This is a genomic window from Glutamicibacter sp. BW78 (genome assembly GCF_002332245.1).
In the GTDB taxonomy this organism is placed as follows: Bacteria; Actinomycetota; Actinomycetes; order Actinomycetales; family Micrococcaceae; genus Arthrobacter_H; species Arthrobacter_H rhombi_A.
In genome coordinates, this window is sequence record NZ_NRGU01000006.1 from 115,996 (window position 1) to 132,787 (window position 16,792).

At 63.7% G+C, this 16,792-nt stretch carries 13 protein-coding genes; 5 read left to right on the top strand and 8 right to left on the bottom strand.

Annotated elements, in window-relative coordinates:
- Window positions 1–8: 8 nt before the first annotated feature.
- Window positions 9–2,876: an excinuclease ABC subunit UvrA gene (gene uvrA, locus CIK75_RS00640; RefSeq protein ID WP_087001174.1), complete on the bottom strand. Its 2,868-nt coding sequence runs from the start codon at window positions 2,874–2,876 to the stop codon at window positions 9–11.
- A gap of 132 nt (window positions 2,877–3,008) precedes the next feature.
- On the bottom strand, window positions 3,009–3,386 hold the full coding sequence (locus tag CIK75_RS00645; protein ID WP_087000970.1) for a GntR family transcriptional regulator: 378 nt from the start codon (window positions 3,384–3,386) through the stop codon (window positions 3,009–3,011).
- Between the two features lie 106 nt (window positions 3,387–3,492).
- On the opposite strand from CIK75_RS00645, the gene CIK75_RS00650 reads away from it, so the two are divergent.
- Window positions 3,493–4,164, top strand: a complete 672-nt coding sequence (locus tag CIK75_RS00650; RefSeq protein ID WP_087000968.1) for an MBL fold metallo-hydrolase — start codon at window positions 3,493–3,495, stop codon at window positions 4,162–4,164.
- 18 nt (window positions 4,165–4,182) lie between these two features.
- Here CIK75_RS00650 and CIK75_RS00655 read toward each other — a convergent pair whose 3' ends face one another.
- Window positions 4,183–4,386, bottom strand: coding sequence for a hypothetical protein (locus CIK75_RS00655; RefSeq protein WP_087000966.1), 204 nt, complete (start codon window positions 4,384–4,386; stop codon window positions 4,183–4,185).
- A 224-nt stretch (window positions 4,387–4,610) separates the two neighbouring features.
- On the opposite strand from CIK75_RS00655, the gene CIK75_RS00660 reads away from it, so the two are divergent.
- The gene (locus CIK75_RS00660; protein ID WP_087000964.1) at window positions 4,611–5,018 is read left to right on the top strand and encodes a TM2 domain-containing protein; all 408 of its coding nucleotides are present in this window, start codon (window positions 4,611–4,613) and stop codon (window positions 5,016–5,018) included.
- Between the two features lie 543 nt (window positions 5,019–5,561).
- The gene (locus tag CIK75_RS00665; protein WP_087000962.1) at window positions 5,562–6,125 is read left to right on the top strand and encodes a hypothetical protein; all 564 of its coding nucleotides are present in this window, start codon (window positions 5,562–5,564) and stop codon (window positions 6,123–6,125) included.
- 110 nt (window positions 6,126–6,235) lie between these two features.
- On the opposite strand, the gene CIK75_RS00670 is transcribed toward CIK75_RS00665, so the two are convergent.
- A complete protein-coding gene (locus CIK75_RS00670; protein ID WP_087000960.1) occupies window positions 6,236–7,042 on the bottom strand; it encodes a trans-aconitate 2-methyltransferase in 807 nt (268 codons plus the stop codon).
- Between the two features lie 82 nt (window positions 7,043–7,124).
- Between CIK75_RS00670 and CIK75_RS00675 the strand changes: the two genes are divergently transcribed.
- Window positions 7,125–9,659, top strand: a complete 2,535-nt coding sequence (locus CIK75_RS00675) for a DEAD/DEAH box helicase (protein ID WP_087000958.1) — start codon at window positions 7,125–7,127, stop codon at window positions 9,657–9,659.
- A 13-nt stretch (window positions 9,660–9,672) separates the two neighbouring features.
- On the opposite strand, the gene CIK75_RS00680 is transcribed toward CIK75_RS00675, so the two are convergent.
- Window positions 9,673–10,527 (bottom strand): metal-dependent hydrolase, encoded by an 855-nt coding sequence (locus CIK75_RS00680; protein ID WP_087000956.1) that lies wholly within the window; start codon window positions 10,525–10,527, stop codon window positions 9,673–9,675.
- 140 nt (window positions 10,528–10,667) lie between these two features.
- On the opposite strand from CIK75_RS00680, the gene CIK75_RS00685 reads away from it, so the two are divergent.
- Window positions 10,668–12,008: an alpha/beta fold hydrolase gene (locus CIK75_RS00685; protein WP_087000954.1), complete on the top strand. Its 1,341-nt coding sequence runs from the start codon at window positions 10,668–10,670 to the stop codon at window positions 12,006–12,008.
- Window positions 12,009–12,022: 14 nt separating this feature from the next.
- Here the strand turns inward: CIK75_RS00685 and CIK75_RS00690 are convergent, their stop codons facing one another.
- From CIK75_RS00690 to uvrB, 3 genes are all read right to left on the bottom strand, one after another.
- Entirely contained in the window at window positions 12,023–13,366 is a 1,344-nt protein-coding gene (locus tag CIK75_RS00690; protein WP_241895169.1) for an MFS transporter, read from the bottom strand.
- A 49-nt stretch (window positions 13,367–13,415) separates the two neighbouring features.
- A complete protein-coding gene (locus CIK75_RS00695) occupies window positions 13,416–14,447 on the bottom strand; it encodes a TerC family protein (protein ID WP_245806714.1) in 1,032 nt (343 codons plus the stop codon).
- A gap of 195 nt (window positions 14,448–14,642) precedes the next feature.
- Window positions 14,643–16,745 (bottom strand): excinuclease ABC subunit UvrB, encoded by a 2,103-nt coding sequence (gene uvrB, locus CIK75_RS00700; protein WP_087000952.1) that lies wholly within the window; start codon window positions 16,743–16,745, stop codon window positions 14,643–14,645.
- Between the last annotated feature and the right edge of the window lie 47 nt (window positions 16,746–16,792).

A 16,792-nucleotide genomic window follows, 5' to 3' on the forward strand; every position in this document is an offset into this window, starting at 1 on the left:
AGCGGAGCTTAGCCCAGCACCTCTGCCAGGAACCTGCCCGTGTGGCTGGCTTCGACCTTCGCGACCTGTTCGGGGGTGCCCTGGGCCACGACCTGTCCCCCGCCATGACCGCCTTCGGGGCCGAGATCGATGACCCAGTCAGCGCTCTTGATCACGTCGAGGTTGTGTTCGATCGTGATCACGGTGTTGCCCTTGTCGACCAGCCCCTGAAGAACCAGGAGCAACTTGCGGATGTCCTCAAAGTGCAGACCGGTGGTCGGCTCATCGAGGACATAGATGCTGCGCCCGTTCGAACGCTTCTGCAGTTCCGAAGCAAGCTTCACCCGTTGCGCCTCGCCGCCGGAAAGGGTGGTGGCCGGCTGACCCAGTCGGACGTACCCCAGACCCACATCCACCAGCGTTTTCAGGTGACGTGCGATCGGTGTGAAGGCGGCGAAGAACTCGGCGGCCTCCTCGATCGGCATGTTCAGCACATCGGAGATCGACTTGCCCTTGTACTGGACCTCGAGGGTTTCACGGTTGTACCGGGCCCCGTGGCAGACCTCGCAAGGCACATACACGTCGGGCAGGAAGTTCATTTCGATCTTCAGCGTGCCGTCACCTGAGCAGGACTCGCAGCGGCCGCCCTTCACGTTGAAGGAGAAGCGCCCCGGCAGGTAGCCGCGCACCTTGGCCTCATTGGTCTCGGCAAAGAGCTTGCGGACATGGTCAAAGACGCCGGTGTAGGTCGCCGGGTTGGAGCGGGGGGTCCGACCGATCGGGCTTTGGTCCACGTGGACCACCTTGTCGAGCTGGTCCAGGCCCTCGACCCGGGTATGCCGCCCGGCCACCTGTTTGGCCCCGTTGAGCTGATTGGCCATCACCTTATAGAGGATGTCGTTGACCAGCGTGGACTTGCCGGATCCGCTCACACCGGTGATGCCGGTGAGGACACCGAGCGGGAACTTCACGGTCACATCCTGCAGGTTGTTTTCCCGGGCGCCGACGACGGTGACCTGGCGTTTGCGGTCGATCTTGCGGCGTTTGGCCGGCAATTCGATCTTGCGCCGTCCCGCGAGGTAGTCGCCAGTCATCGAATCGGTATTGGCCAGCAGGCCTTCCAACGAGCCTGAATGCACCACGGTGCCTCCGTGTTCACCGGCGCCGGGGCCCACATCAACGATCCAGTCGGCCTGGTGGATGGTGTCTTCGTCATGCTCGACGATGATCAAGGTGTTGCCCAAATCGCGCAGACGGTTCAACGTCTCGATCAGCCGTCGGTTATCGCGCTGGTGCAGACCGATGGAGGGCTCGTCCAGGACGTAGAGGACACCGACCAGTCCCGAACCGATCTGGGTGGCCAAGCGGATACGTTGCGCCTCCCCACCGGAGAGCGTGCCGGCGGCCCGTTCGAGGTTCAAGTATTCGAGTCCGACGTCGAGGAGAAAGCGCAGCCGGGCCTGGATCTCAATAAGTACCTGGTGGGCGATCTGCTTTTCTCGTCCCGACAGGACCAGGGCGTTGAGGAAGTCGGCGCATTCGCGCATCGGCATGGCGGAAACTTCGGCAATGGACTTGCCGTTGATCAGTACCGATAGCGAGGCAGGGTTCAGCCGGGCACCGTTGCACACGGGGCAGGGGATCTGCCGCATGTATTCCTCGTACCGGTCCCGGGCGTGATCGGATTCGGTTTCCAGGTGCTTGCGGTGGATGTACTGGATGACGCCTTCGAAACCGGTGCTGTATTTGCGTTCGCGTCCGAAGCGGTTGCGGTACTGGACGACGACCTTATGGTCCTTGCCGTTGAGGATCGCGTCACGCTGGGTATCGGTGAATTTGCGCCAGGGGGTATCCAGGTCGAATTTCAGGTCATCGCCCAGACCCTTCAGGAGCCGGTTCCAGTACTGCGTGGTGGCAACGCCCAGCGACCACGGCGCAATGGCCCCTTCCGCCAACGTCTTGCCGGGGTCGGGGACGACCAGGTCTTCGTCTACCTCCAGTCGGGTGCCGATGCCGGTACATGCGGGGCAGGCGCCAAAGGGATTGTTGAAGGAGAAGGACCGCGGTTCGACCTCATCAATGGCCAGCGGGTGCTCGTTCGGGCAAGCCAGGTGTTCGGAGAAGGCCCTGACCCGTGCGTCGTCTTTCTCTGGAAGGTCAACGAAATCGGCGAGCACGCGGCCATCGGCCAGACCCAGAGCCGTTTCGATGGAGTCCGTCAACCGTTGACGGATGCCATCCTTGGCGACGAGCCGGTCAATGACGACCTCTATGGTGTGTTTGTACTGCTTGCCCAGCTTCGGCGGATCACTGAGCTGGATGGTGTCCCCGTCGACCCTGGCCCGTGCGTAGCCTTTGGCTGCGAGCTCTTTGAACAGGTCGACGAATTCGCCCTTACGTGAGCGGACCACCGGAGCGAGGACCTGGAAGCGTGTCCCGTCCTCGAGCTCGAGCAGCTGGTCCACGATGGCCTGCGGCGTCTGCCGGGTGACTGGCTCATGGCACACCGGGCAGTGCGGGTGGCCGACACGAGCCCACAACAGGCGCATGTAGTCATAGATTTCGGTGATGGTCCCGACCGTCGAGCGCGGGTTCTTCGACGTCGACTTCTGGTCGATCGAGACTGCCGGGGACAGTCCTTCGATGAAGTCCACGTCCGGCTTATCGACCTGGCCGAGGAACTGGCGAGCATAGGCGGACAGCGATTCGACATAGCGGCGCTGGCCTTCGGCGAAGATCGTGTCGAAGGCCAGCGAGGACTTACCCGACCCCGAGAGGCCGGTGAAGACGATCATCGCGTCCCGCGGCAGGTCAAGGTCCACGTTGCGCAGGTTATGTTCCCGGGCACCCTTGACGAGAAGGCGTGACCGGTCATGTGCACGCTCAATGGATTCCATGGAAACGCTGGGAACGGATTGCAATTCGCTGGAGGAAATAGCCACGGATCCAGAGTAGTCGAACTTGGCGTCGAACACACGTTCGAAGGGCAAGGTTTTACCCGTGTTTCAGCGGGTTTGCTCCTGAGGTGTTCACTGCACGCGGAAGGCTGCCCGCAAAAATTCAACGGCACGGTCCTCGCCGACGCCCCAACTTTTGGCTTCCGTCGCCAATTCCTGGGCCGCTGAAGCAAGCCTGCGGTCCCCCTCGGAGCCCGTAGCCAGCACGACGGTTCCGTGACGTCCGCGGGTTTCAACAGCCCCTGCTTGTTCAAGTTCACGGTAGGCCCGGGCGACCGTGTTCACGGCAACACCCAGACGTCCGGCGAGCGCCCGCACCGAAGTCAGCCGGGTTCCCGGGACCAGCCTCCCCGAGCCGATGGCTCCGAGGATCTGCTGGCGGATCTGGTCGTACGGGTTCGCCGGCCCGTCCTTGCTGATGGCGACAAAGTCCAAGACGTCGTCATTCACTGGGTCTCCTTGGGGATCCGGGCCGGTCGCTGGCCGTTGCTGCGGGTGCACCCACAGTACCCGTCACCACTTTTCCCTCGTTCCGAGCAGCGCCTAGGCTGGCGTTATGAGCCCAGAGAATTCGCTGTTGCATGACCTGGCGGAGGTCACCATCCGCCGCGTGTCCGTTTCGTCGATGGACAACAACGCCTACCTCATCACCCATAAGCGGACCGGCGCGCAGGTGCTGATCGATGCGGCCGACGAGGCGTCGGCACTCCGCGGCCTCATCCACGACGCCGCCGCAGATGCGTCGGTGGCCCCGCATCTGGAATTGATCGCCACCACCCACCAACATTGGGACCACGTGCGGGCTCTCCGGGAGCTGGCCGATGAGACCGGCGCGCGGACGGCCTGCGGGGCCGAGGACGCAGAAGGTATTCGTGCGGCCACGGGAGTAGAAGCCGATGTAATCCTCGGCCAGGGCGATATCGGGAACGTTGAGGGCTTCGATCTGCGAACCGTGCATCTGCGGGGTCATACGCCGGGTTCCATCGCCTACATCTACGAGGACCCCTCGGGCCCGACGCATATCTTCAGCGGTGACAGCCTCTTCCCTGGAGGGCTGGGGAACACCGAAGGCGATACCGACCGGTTCGCCTCCCTGTATGAGGACGTCTCCGAGCGCCTCTTTGGGCAGTACCCGGATGACTCATTCGTCCACCCGGGTCACGGTCAGGGCACGACGCTGGGTGCCGAGCGCCCTCAGCTCCCTGAATGGAAGCAGCGCGGCTGGTAGACCGCTGGCTGGCCGCCCCTACTCGTGATGCAGTTCCCGGACCTCTCCGAACGGGACCGTCTCCGAAACCAGGGCTTGGACGCCAGTTCCGAGGAACCTCACGAGAACCCCGTACTCGCCTTCGGCAACGGATTCCTGCATGACGGGTCTGACGGTATCGAGGAAGGCTGGTTCGGCCCCCTCCAGATAGCTCTGGTAGGCGCGGGGTAGTGGGTTTTCCATGGCCGGTTCCTCCTGTGCGGTGTTCCGTCGGTGCTGACCCCAGCTCTACCACCCCTGACACGGCACGGGAAGGATTGGTAGAGCTGGCCGTCCACGCCATCTGGTTGCCATGTCCCCGGGACGGTCTCCTGAGAATCCAGACAGCAGTCAGGTGGAACCAAAAACCTCGGAGAACAGTACGCTCTATGGAGTAACTCACATTCACATCCATCCTTGGGGGAAACATGTCTGACACCAACCAGTCCGAAAACAGCGGCCAGGACCATGGCACGGCCTATCACCAGACTCCGTCACCGGACTCCGGCCCCCTGTCCCCGGTCCCGCCCCACCAGGTCACCCACATCACGGTCATGAATCCCAAAAGTGTCGGGCTCGCCTACGTTCTACTCATTTTCTTGGGCGGCCTCGGGATCCATAAGTTCTACGTGGACAAGGTTGGTATGGGGGTCACCTACCTCAGCCTCACTTTCGTCGGCGGACTGCTAACCCTGGTCTGGGTTGGGTGGTTGCTCATCATTGCCGTCTGGGTCATGTTGATCATTGACCTGTTCACGCTCGCCGGTGATGTACGCAGGTTCAATGCACGCCAACAGGCCCAGATCAGCAGCGGCGGCGCCTACGGTCATCGCTGACCAGGCGGTCCACCATCGGGATCGCCGGCACGAGACATGCTGGTTTTACCGGGGTGATCGCTCGAGGATGAGGGGACTTTCGCGCTGTCCACCACGACCGTCGGGCGGCTCTAACCATCAGGAGTTGGGCCGACATGAAGCCGTGGACCCGAACCACCTACCGGTGGGGCGTGCTGGGAGCCATCAGCGTAACGGCCGTCACTGGTTGCAGCGCCTTATCCGGGGGCCAGCACCGGTGACGGTGACCGTCTCGCCGCAGGCAGCGGTGCTGGCGCCCGAAGGCTCCTCGTCGCCGGGAGCTTCCACTCCCCCAGCGTCGGAGGCCCCGGCGCCGCCAAGGAGTCAGGCACCTACGACGCCGGCCCCGTCCAATGATCCCGCCGCCACATGGCCAGAGACTGCGCAGGAGGTCACCAGTGGCATAGCAAAAATCCACGTCGTCACCGGCGAAAGCGGAGTCACCGGCTCGGGTTTCCTGATCGCGGATGATTTGCTTGTGACGGCGGCCCGCTCATCACACAGGATGGTGCCGTTGTTGGTGTCGTGAGCCTGCGCCCGGACCAACGCGGCGAGCGGTCCGTCGACGGCATGGCCTACGCTGTCTCCGGGCCACGTACGGCGCAGGCCGTCGAGGCATGGCAGCAACGAAACGTTCCGGTTGCGGTTTCCACCTGCGAAGATGCCATAGCCGGCAGCGTCGATGTTGAGGTCAACATCGAGTCTGAACACGACCAGGCAGCGAACATTGCCCAGAGTCTGCAAACCCACGGGCAGGGCATTAATGACGGCGCCTACGACGCGGCCTTCGATATGTTCACTCCTCAAATGCAGCAGCGCATGGACGGGCTGCAGACATGGCAGGAAGGTCTCGCTTCTTCCTATTGGACCGGATTCAATCTGGTCGATGTCAGTGGATACGGAGACGACGTCGTAGCCCTCGCCCAACTGCAGACCTTGCAGAACATGGAGGACAGCAAGGGTGGTCAACAGGACTGCTCGGACTGGACCATCGCGTACGAAATGCATTGGAACGGGATCAATTGGCTGATCGATAGAACGCACCAGCCGCAGGGAGACCCCACGCAGTGCGCAGGGATCGGTGACTAGCGGTCGCGAGCCGCCATAGGTTTCCTCGGATATGAGCTACCGGACTCCAACCGGCACCACGGGGAGGGGCTGCTCCGTCTGCTTCAAATCGCGAGCTTGCCCCTGCTGGTTCACCCGAACCTACTGGCCGTCTCCTTGCGTCCGACCATGAAGATGCGACGAAACGGGAAGATGGTCAGCAGTTCACCCTCGGGGCCCGTGAAGGGCGGGTAGGCGTCCCGGACCAACGCGGCATACTCCGCTTCGAACTCGGCGGCATCGGCGTCGTTCAGCACCGAGAGAATGGGGCGCAGCGCCGTGCCACGCACCCAGTCGAGCACCGGGTCGGGTCCACGGAGGATTTGTTCGTAGGTGGTCTCCCACACATCAGCTTCGAACGCATGTTCGAGCATCAGGCGCAGGTACGTGGTTGGTTCTGCGACGGCGTCCTGGCGCAGCACCAAACCCTGGAGCCGGTCGGCCCAATACGGCGTGGCGGCGAGTTCACGCATCAACGCGTGCGAGGGGGCCTGGAAGTTCCCCGGAACCTGAGCGGCGAACCATGCCCCCGGTTTCAGGGCATCGAGCCATCCCGCCATGAGCTCACGGTGTCCGGGAATCCACTGCATCATCGCATTGCTGATGAGGATGTCGGTCTCCGCCTCGGGGGTCCAGGTCGCGGCATCGGTTTCGGCGAAGTCCAGCCGGGGCCGCTGGTGATCTGCAGTGGCTTTGTCGATCATCTCCGGTGAGGCATCCAAGCCGGTGACGTGGGCTTCGGGCCACCGATCGGCCAGGGCTGCAGTCAACGGTCCCGGGCCACAGCCCAGGTCGACGACCCGCGCCGGCACGTTGTCATCGATCCGGGCGATCAGTTCGAAGAAGGGGCGGTCACGGTGGCTGGCGAACTGGACGTAGGCGGCAGGATTCCATTTCATCACTCCAGCCTATTCCGGCCGATGCCCGCTGGGATGGGTCCGCGCCGACGGTGGGCCCGCTGGGCGATAGGCTGGAGGGACCATGAATCTTACCGACTTGCTGCCTGATTCCCCGCCCCGTGGGGCCACCGCCGAATCGACCTATGCCGCCTTCCTCTCGTGGGCGGAGGATCGCGGGATTTCCTTATACCCGGCGCAGGACGAAGCGGTGATGGAACTGGTCGAGGGGAACAACGTCATCCTGGCGACCCCCACCGGCTCCGGAAAATCGCTGGTGGCCGTCGCCGCTCACTTCCATGCGTTGGCCCGGGGGGAACGCAGCTACTACACGGCCCCGATCAAGGCGCTGGTCTCCGAGAAGTTCTTTGCCCTCTGCGAGATCTTCGGGGCCGAGAACGTCGGGATGGTCACCGGGGATTCCTCGGTGAACCAGGACGCACCGATCATCTGCTGCACCGCTGAGATCCTCGCCAACATCGCCTTGCGCGAAGGGGACGACGCCGATCTGGGCCCCGTGGTGATGGACGAGTTCCACTTCTACTCCGACCCGCAACGCGGTTGGGCCTGGCAGGTCCCGCTGCTGGAGTTGCCCCAGGCGCAGTTCCTGCTCATGTCCGCGACCCTGGGGGACGTCACCCGATTCGAGGACGAACTAACCCAACTCACGGGCCGGCACACCACCACGGTAGCCAACGCCGAGCGCCCCATCCCCCTGCACTACTACTACTCCGAGGAGCCGGTTCAGGAGGCCATGGAGGAACTGCTGTCCACCCAGCAGGCCCCCGTCTACGTGGTGCACTTCAGCCAGCTCGAAGCCATCGAGCGAGCCCAGTCGCTGATGAGCATCAATGTCTGCTCCCGCGAGGAGAAGGACAGGATCTCCGAACTGATCGCCGGATTCCGTTTCGCCACGGGCTTCGGCAAGACGCTGAACCGCCTGGTCCGCCACGGGATCGGCGTCCACCACGCCGGTATGCTGCCCAAATATCGTCGCTTGGTCGAACAGTTGGCCCAGGCGGGCCTGCTCAAGGTCATTTGCGGTACCGACACGCTCGGGGTGGGCATCAATGTGCCCATTCGCACGGTGATGCTGACGGCACTGTCCAAATACGACGGCATCCGCACCCGCCCCTTGAATGCCCGCGAGTTCCACCAGATCGCCGGTCGGGCCGGACGCGCCGGCTACGACACCGCGGGAACCGTCGTCGTCCAGGCCCCCGAGTTCGCCATCGAGAACAAGAAGTCGATGAACAAGGCCGTCGCCAAGTTCGGCGACGATTCGAAGAAGCTGCGCCAAGTCGTCAAGAAGAAACCACCCCAGGGTTTCGTCTCCTGGTCGGAGAAGACCTTCGACAAGATGGTGGCCTCCACTCCCGAACCGTTGACCTCTTCATTCAAGGTCACCCATTCAATGCTGCTGAACCTGCTCGAACGTGAGGGGAACTCCTTCGCTGCCGCCCGCAGGCTGCTGACCGAAAACCATGAGCCGCCGGCCCGGCAGAGTGCCTTGCTGCGCCGGGCCCTGGGGATTTTGCGCGAACTGCTGGCCACCGGGGTGGTTGAACGCCTCGATGCACCCGATGAGTACGGCAACCTGCTGCGCCTGACGGTGGAACTGCAGCAGAACTTCGCCCTGAACCAGCCGCTCTCCCCGTTCGCCATGGCCAGCCTGGAGATCCTGGACCGGGAATCACCCAGTTATGCCCTCGACGTGGTTTCCATCATCGAAGCAACGCTGGAAAAGCCACGCCAGGTCCTCAACGCCCAGGAGAAGAAGGCCCGCGGCGAGGCCGTGGCCGCGATGAAGGCCGAGGGGATGGAGTACGAGGCGCGAATGAACGCGCTCGACGAAGTTACCTACGCTCAGCCGTTGGCCGAGCTCCTGGGCGAGGCCTTCGAAACCTACCGTAGTGGTGCCCCCTGGTTGGGGGACTTCGAACTCTCACCCAAATCCGTGGTCCGCGATATGTATGAGCGGGCCATGTCCTTCGGGGAGTACATCGCGTTCTATTCGCTGGCGCGCTCCGAGGGAATCCTGCTGCGCTACCTCACCGACGCCTTCAAGGCGCTACGCCAGACGGTGCCTCGTGACGCGTTGCGTGAAGACCTCGAGGACCTCATCGAGTGGTTGGGCGAGCTGGTGCGCCAGACCGACTCCTCACTTCTTGACGAGTGGGAAAAGCTCTCCAGCGGCGAAATGCCTCAAGACCCCGGCGCGGACATCACCCCACCGCAGCCCGACCGACTGACCTCGAACGAGCGGGCGTTCCGGGTGATGGTCCGCAACGAGATGTTCCGCCGCGTGCAGCTCTTTGCCGATGAGCAGGAACAGACCCTGGGGCAGCTCGACGGGCACCATGGGTTCGACGCCGATGCTTGGGCTGACGCCATGGACGCCTATTTCGACGAGCACGATGACATCGACGACGGCCCGGCCGCCCGCGGACCCCAGTTGCTGATCATCACCCCGAGCCCCACCGAGTGGAAAGTCAGGCAGATCTTCAAGGATCCTGCGGGGAATAACGACTGGGGCATCGACTCGGTGATCAACCTGGCGGATTCGGATGAGGCGGGCACGGCAGTGGTGACCGTGACGGGTGTGGGCCGGCTCGACTAGCCCATACCGCCATTCAGGGGAGGAACACCGCGTATAACGGCTTGGAACCGGCCACTGCCAGGTCCACGGCCGGCATCATGATCCCCAAGGATGCGTAAAGCGAGACCGGTACGCAGAGCAGCCATTCGCGCCAGGACCCGGCAACTCCCAGGACCGGGACGGCGAGCCGTCCACTGGGACGCCAGATCTGGCGCAGGAAGGGGAACCGGCGCAGCTTCCGTGGAGCGCGCAGCCGGAGCGGCCACAGCAGATTGCAGCCCCCAACGGTCAGCAGGTCCCCGACAATATGGGTGACCGTCCCCAACAGGACGGCCAATACGAACCAGTACTGTGCCTCGGGGGCGAAGAGGGCGACGAAGGCCCCGGCGGGAATGGACATCACCCACGGCAGTTTGCGCATGGCGTCCGGGATGAACTTCAAGGCTTTTAGTGCGAAGGCGATCAACAGCACCGCCGATAGGCCTGCGCCGGGGAAAACCGTGCCCCACCGCGGGGAATGGACCTCCCAAAGACCCAGCACGTAGGCGATCACCGTGAAGACGGCGATCCCGAGGAGGGAATGCGTGCCGTTGCGGTGTCCACCGGCCACCCGGCCGATCCCGGAGCACATGAGGTTCGACACCGGTGGCAGCGACTGGGCAATGCTGGCGTGTCGATGGTCAGCATCGGGGAGCAGTGCCGCCCCGGCACACACCAGGGCCCCGGCAAGTACCCCGGCAGGTGTCACCTCGAGAAGGCCCAACCCCCAGACGCTCTGATGGGGAAGGAAGGAGAAGGACTCGGCCACCGGTCCCAGCCTCATGACCGGCTGCGTCGTCACGGCGATCCAGACGGCTGCGCCACTGGCTGCGTGGTGACCTCCCATCATGGGTTCGGCCCTCTTTCTGTCGATGGAAGACGGTGGGTGCTTCGGCCCCACCCCCGGTGGCCACGGCGATCCCCACCCTAGGCGCCACCACCGATCATTAGACGTCGGTGCCCGGCCCCATGGCCGGTAGTGTTGATCACATGACCGCTCTGATGCACCGTGTGTCCGCCACCCACGAGTTCCGCGGCCTACGCGCCACCGAACACTATTTCACCCTCCCGCTGGACCATGGCCAGCCCGGCGGTGAGTCCATCACCGTCTTTGCCCGCGAGATCTCCTCCGTGGACCATGAAGATCCCGGCCAGCTACCCTGGTTGCTGTATCTCCAAGGCGGTCCCGGGGCTGCCAGCCCCCGGGTTTCCTCGCTGACAGGGTGGATGGCCGAGGCGGCAAAGAGCTTCAGGATCCTGCTGTTGGATCAGCGCGGAACCGGGTTGAGCACGCCGGCCAACCGGCAATCCTTGCCCCTGCGGGGTGATGCCGCGGCGCAGGCTTCGTATCTGAGGCATTTCCGCGCCGATTCGATCGTGCGTGACGCCGAAGCCATCCGTGCCGAGCTGGGCATCGACACGTGGAGCACCTTCGGGCAAAGCTTCGGCGGATTCTGCACACTGACCTACCTGTCATTGGCCCCACAATCACTGGACCGTTGCCTGGTCACCGGAGGGTTGGGTCCCGTCGACGGAGGCCCGGAGGAGGTCTACCGGGCGACCTATGCACGGATGTCCGCGCGCAATGCCGAGTATTTCGCTCGCTATCCGGAAGACCGTCTGGTCCTGAATCGCATCATGCGCCACGTCGAACAGGAGCATGAGCAGCTCCCCGACGGGCGGGTGATCACCGGCGGCCTCGTCCAACTTCTGGGCCAGTTCCTCGGTGGGAACACCCGCATGGACCAGCTGCATTTCGTCTTCGAATCGGCGTTTATCCCGACCGTGGACGGCCCGCGGCTGTCGGACTCCTTTACGTCGGTGCTTTTCCAACAGGCCAGTCGAGGCCCGAATCCGCTCTATGCGCTGCTGCACGAATCTATTTATGGGAACGCTCGGGCCACCAACTGGGCCGCAGAACGCGTCGCCTCCGAGTTCCCGGACTTCGATCCGGCCTCCGCCGAGCCGCTACTGACCGGCGAAATGGTCTACAGCTGGTACTTCAGGGAGGACCCGTTCCTGCGTCCATTGGAGGACGTGGCCCGGATCCTCGCAGAGTATGAACAGTGGCCGGCCCTCTACGACCTCGAACAGCTCGCGGCCACCACGGTACCGGTGGCCGCTGCCGTGTACGCCGATGATGTGTACGTGGACCGTGACATCAGCCGGGCAACGGCAGAAAAGGTCAGGGGCCTGCGCGTCTGGGAGACCGCCGACTTCCACCATGATGGGATCGCCGACGACGGGGCGGGCATCTTCGCGCGCCTACTGGGTATGACGAAACCACTCAGTGACACCACTGAGACCGCAACGGCCAACGAGGCCGACTGAGCGTTTCCGGCGACTCATCCGGAGACGACGTCGTCGTATCCGATCTCCAAGATGGCCCGGCGGTGTCGACGCAGTTCGGCGACTCCCCCGGCGGCGACGAGCAGGACCAGCACCAGGCAGGCCACGTTCAGCCCGGCAAAGCCCCAGACGGCGAGCACCAGGCCCGAGCCCGCGGCGCCGAGGGCTCCGGCGGTACCCATGAGGGCATCGGACAGCCCCTGGACGGGAACCCGGTGGCCGGCTTCCACGCTTTCGGAGACGAACGCGGAACCGGCGACCGTGGCCAGGGACCAGCCCACGCCCAACAGGACCAGCCCCACCGTCACGGCCAGCTGACTGGCCGCCCCCACGGCACAACACACCAGGGAGGCGGCCAACACGGCCTGCGCGGCCAGCATCGTCTGCCGGCGCCCCCACCGATCGGCCAGAATCCCGATGAACGGCGAGAGGGCATACATGCCAGCTATGTGGAGTGAAATCGTGAACCCGATGAGCACCAGGACGTCCAGGCTCGCGTGGTGTCCGGCCATGGCTCCCCCGCTCGCCCCCGCGGCGATGGCGTCCAGGTCCTTGAAGTGCACCGGGGTCATGGACATGACGGCGACCATGACCAGGTGGGAGATCACAATGGTGGTGACACCGAGCCGGGCGGCCGGATGATGCCGCAGCACCGACAGTCCCCCACCCAGCGAGGGTCGTACCGGTGCCGGCGCTCCCGGTTCGCGGGACATCCGCAGTGGGTCCGGCCGCAGCCCGATATTGAGGATCAGGACGGCGATGAGCATTCCGGCCATGGAGAAGATGAAGGGCCCACTCTCGTCGGGCAACCCCAGGGAACGGCCCATGGCGGCACCCGGGCCGATCAGATTCGGTCCGGTGACCGCCCCGATCGTGATGGCCCAGACCACCAGCCCAAGGTCTCGGCCGCGGGTGGCAGGTTCGGCGAGGTCGGTCGCTGCGAAACGGGCCTGGAGGTTGGCGGCGTTGCCGACGCCCAATAATGCCGCAGAGACCAGCAAGAGCGGAAAACTCTCCAGGACCGGTGTCAGCAGCATACCCAAGGCACCCACGGCAGCAATGAGCATGCCGGCGGAGAGCGCCACCCGGCGCCCTCGGCGGATGGCCAGACCGGCCAAAGGCAAAGCGGTCAGGGCCCCGGCGACGGAGATCGCCATCGTCGTGGCCCCGGCATAGGCATTGCTTCCGGTCAGATCCACCGCCATCAGCGAGCCGAGGGCAAGCCCCGATCCGTTGCCGAGGCCGCTGAAGAGCTGGGCCAACGACAGGGAGAGGACCACGCGGCGTTGGTGGTTGCGCGGCACTGAGGGCACCGGTGCGGTGCCAAGGTTCTGACTCACCGCGCTAGCCTACCAACGCCGGGGCTCCCCGGCGGCCTGCAGAGTGGTGCTAGATGTCGCCCTCGTCGTGCTTTTCGGCAGCGGTCCTGGCCTTCGCCTCAGCGGCCGCCCGCTTGCCCGCCGGGCTGTACAGGCTGGCGACGGTCGCAATGACCAGGGTCGCGACGATAACGATCAGGGACAGACCCGTACTGATGTCCGGGATCCACTCGATGCCCTGGCCGCCGTTGATGAAGGGCAGCTCGTTTTCGTGCATGGCGTGGAAAATCAGTTTGACCCCAATGAACGCCAGGATGATCGACAGGGCGTGCTTGAGGAAGATGAGCCGTTCCATCAGCCCGCCCAAGAGGAAGTAGAGCTGGCGCAATCCCATCAGGGCGAAAATATTGGCCGTGAAGACGATGAACGGGCTCTGCGTGAGACCGAAGATCGCGGGGATCGAGTCGACAGCGAAGAGCAGGTCGGTCATGCCAATCGTGATGAAGACCAGCACCATCGGGGTGAACATCCGCTTGCCGCCCACGGTGGTGCGCAGCTTATTGCCGTCGTAGTGCTTGGCCACGGGGAGCTTGGCGGTCACCTTGGCGACGAGGCTGCTTTCGCCTTCACCTTCGTCGTCGTCGCTGTCGGTGGCCTGCTTCCACGCGGTCCAGAGCAGGAAGGCGCCGAAGATGTAGAAGATCCAGGTCAGATGTTCAATCAGCGTCGCACCGACCAGAATGAACCCACCACGGAGGATCAGCGCGATGATGATGCCAAACATCAGCACTTCCTGCTGATACTTCCGCGGTACGGCGAAGCGCGCCATGATGATGATGAACACGAAGAGGTTGTCCACGCTCAGGCTGTATTCGGTGATCCAACCGGCAACAAACTCTTGGCCATAATCGGGGCCAGCCTGCCAGAACAGCACCCCGGCGAAGACGAGTGCGAGGGTGACGTAGAAGCCGACCCAGAGGCCGGCTTCCTTCATGGAAGGCTCATGGGGGCGTTTGATCACATAGAGCAGATCGAACAGCAGGATCAGGCCCAGGGCAGTCAGGGAAATAACTTCAAATTGGGTGGTCAGATGTTCCGACACGGTAACCTCTCAGGGCGCAGGAAGCGCCGGCAGGGGACATGGGGCATTGCCGCAAGTCTCTCCGCCGTCCCAGTTCGGGATCGGCCACTGTGCCCGGCATGGCGGCATTGCCATGCGTGTTGACGTCCACAGTGTTCGGGATACTCCCCTACGCCGAGACAATCCTACCCCACGGTCTTCGGGCTCCGTCCCGGATCAGGCGTGCCCTGCCTGCTGCATTTGGCGCAGCTCCTTCTTCAGGTCCCCGACTTCGTCGCGGAGTCGTGCCGCCAATTCGAATTTCAGTTCCTCGGCGGCCCCATGCATCTGCTCGGTCAGATCGGTGATCAGATCCACCAGGTCCTCGGCCGGTGCAGCGGCCAGCCCGTCCTTCCGGACCTTGGACTCTGCCTGGACCGCCGTGGACTTGGAACGTCGGGCCCCCTTGGCGAGTCGCTGGTTATCGAGCAGTTCCTGGGTATCGGCGTCCTCCCGGGCCAGCTGGTCGGTGATGTCGGCGATCTTCTTGCGCAGCGGCATCGGGTCGACACCGCGTTCCTTGTTGTAGGCGTCCTGGATCTGACGGCGACGGTTGGTTTCGGAAATCGCGTGGGCCATCGAATCGGTGATCCGGTCGGCATACATATGCACCTGACCGGAGACGTTGCGAGCGGCGCGTCCGATCGTCTGGATCAGTGACGTCCCTGAGCGGAGGAAGCCTTCCTTATCGGCGTCGAGGATCGCCACGAGGGAGACCTCTGGCAGGTCAAGGCCCTCGCGCAGCAAGTTGATGCCCACCAGTACGTCGAAGACTCCCATCCGTAGTTCGCGCAGCAATTCGACGCGACGCAGCGTATCGACGTCGGAGTGGAGGTACTCGACTTTCACCCCATGTTCGGTGAGGTAGCCGGTGAGGTCCTCGGCCATCCGCTTCGTCAGCGTGGTCACCAGGATGCGCTCGTTGTTGGCGGTGCGGCTCCGGATCTCCTCGAGGAGGTCATCGATCTGGCCCTTGGTCGGCTTGACGATGATCTCCGGGTCCAGCAGGCCGGTGGGTCGGATGATCTGCTGGACGAAGCCATCGGATTTGCCCAGCTCGTATTTGCCAGGAGTGGCCGAGAGGTAGAGGGTCTGTCCAATCCGTTCCAGGAATTCGTCCCATTTCAGCGGACGGTTGTCCATCGCCGAGGGCAACCGGAAACCGTGCTCCACCAGAGTGCGCTTCCGCGACATGTCCCCTTCGTACATGGCGCCGATTTGCGGGATCGTCACGTGTGATTCGTCGACAACGAGCAGGAAGTCGTCGGGGAAGTAGTCCAGCAGGCAGTGCGGGGCGGTGCCGGGCCCGCGGCCGTCGATATGACGTGAATAGTTTTCGATGCCGTTGCAGAAGCCCATCTGCTGCATCATTTCCAGGTCGTAGGTGGTGCGCATGCGCAACCGCTGGGCTTCGACGAGTTTGTTTTGTCCCTCGAGTTCCTCCAGCCGCACCTGGAGTTCGTCCTCGATGTCCTTAATGGCCCGGTTCATCCGTTCGGGTCCGGCGACGTAGTGGCTGGCGGGGAAGATGTACATCTCTTCTTCCTCACGGATCACGTCACCGGTCAAAGGGTGCAGGGTGTGGATCTGTTCGATCTCATCGCCAAAGAACTCGATCCGCAGCGCCTGTTCCTCATACATCGGGATGATTTCCACGGTGTCCCCCCGCACCCTGAACGTCCCGCGGTGGAAATCCATGTCGTTACGGGCGTACTGCATGGAAACGAATTTGCGCAGCAGCTCGTCCCGGTTCATCTCCATCCCCTTGCGCAGGGTGACCATGCCGGCGACGTATTCCTCCGGAGTGCCCAGCCCGTAGATGCAGGAGACGGTGGCGACCACGACGACGTCGCGGCGGGTCAGCAGCGTGTTGGTCGCCGAGTGCCGCAGCCGTTCGACCTCCTCGTTGATGGAGGAGTCCTTTTCGATGAAGGTATCGGTCTGCGGGACGTAGGCCTCTGGCTGGTAGTAGTCGTAGTAGGAGACGAAGTATTCGACGGCGTTATTGGGCAGCAGTTCACGGAACTCGTTGACGAGTTGGGCTGCGAGGGTCTTGTTCTGCACCAGGATGAGGGTCGGGCGCTGCACCTGTTCGACGAGCCAGGCAGTTGTTGCGCTTTTACCGGTACCCGTCGCCCCGAGGAGGACAACGTCCTTCTCCCCGCCGTTGATCCGTTCGGCGAGTTCGGCGATGGCCTGCGGCTGGTCCCCCGCCGGCTCGAAATCACTGATGACTTCGAAGGGGGCGACGACGCGGTTGATCTCCTGGGCAAGACTCATAGGACCAAGGCTACGCTGTGCGCCACGGCGCACGCACGCCTACGGCT

What these genes read in the sequence shown, in the direction of transcription:
- uvrA (WP_087001174.1), bottom strand. Translation starts at nt 2,876, where the DNA reads ATGGAATCCATTGAGCGTGCACATGACCGGTCACGCCTTCTCGTCAAG.
- CIK75_RS00650 (WP_087000968.1), top strand. Translation starts at nt 3,493, where the DNA reads ATGAGCCCAGAGAATTCGCTGTTGCATGACCTGGCGGAGGTCACCATC.
- CIK75_RS00655 (WP_087000966.1), bottom strand. Translation starts at nt 4,386, where the DNA reads ATGGAAAACCCACTACCCCGCGCCTACCAGAGCTATCTGGAGGGGGCC.
- CIK75_RS00660 (WP_087000964.1), top strand. Translation starts at nt 4,611, where the DNA reads ATGTCTGACACCAACCAGTCCGAAAACAGCGGCCAGGACCATGGCACG.
- CIK75_RS00670 (WP_087000960.1), bottom strand. Translation starts at nt 7,042, where the DNA reads ATGAAATGGAATCCTGCCGCCTACGTCCAGTTCGCCAGCCACCGTGAC.
- CIK75_RS00675 (WP_087000958.1), top strand. Translation starts at nt 7,125, where the DNA reads ATGAATCTTACCGACTTGCTGCCTGATTCCCCGCCCCGTGGGGCCACC.
- CIK75_RS00680 (WP_087000956.1), bottom strand. Translation starts at nt 10,527, where the DNA reads ATGATGGGAGGTCACCACGCAGCCAGTGGCGCAGCCGTCTGGATCGCC.
- CIK75_RS00685 (WP_087000954.1), top strand. Translation starts at nt 10,668, where the DNA reads ATGACCGCTCTGATGCACCGTGTGTCCGCCACCCACGAGTTCCGCGGC.
- uvrB (WP_087000952.1), bottom strand. Translation starts at nt 16,745, where the DNA reads ATGAGTCTTGCCCAGGAGATCAACCGCGTCGTCGCCCCCTTCGAAGTC.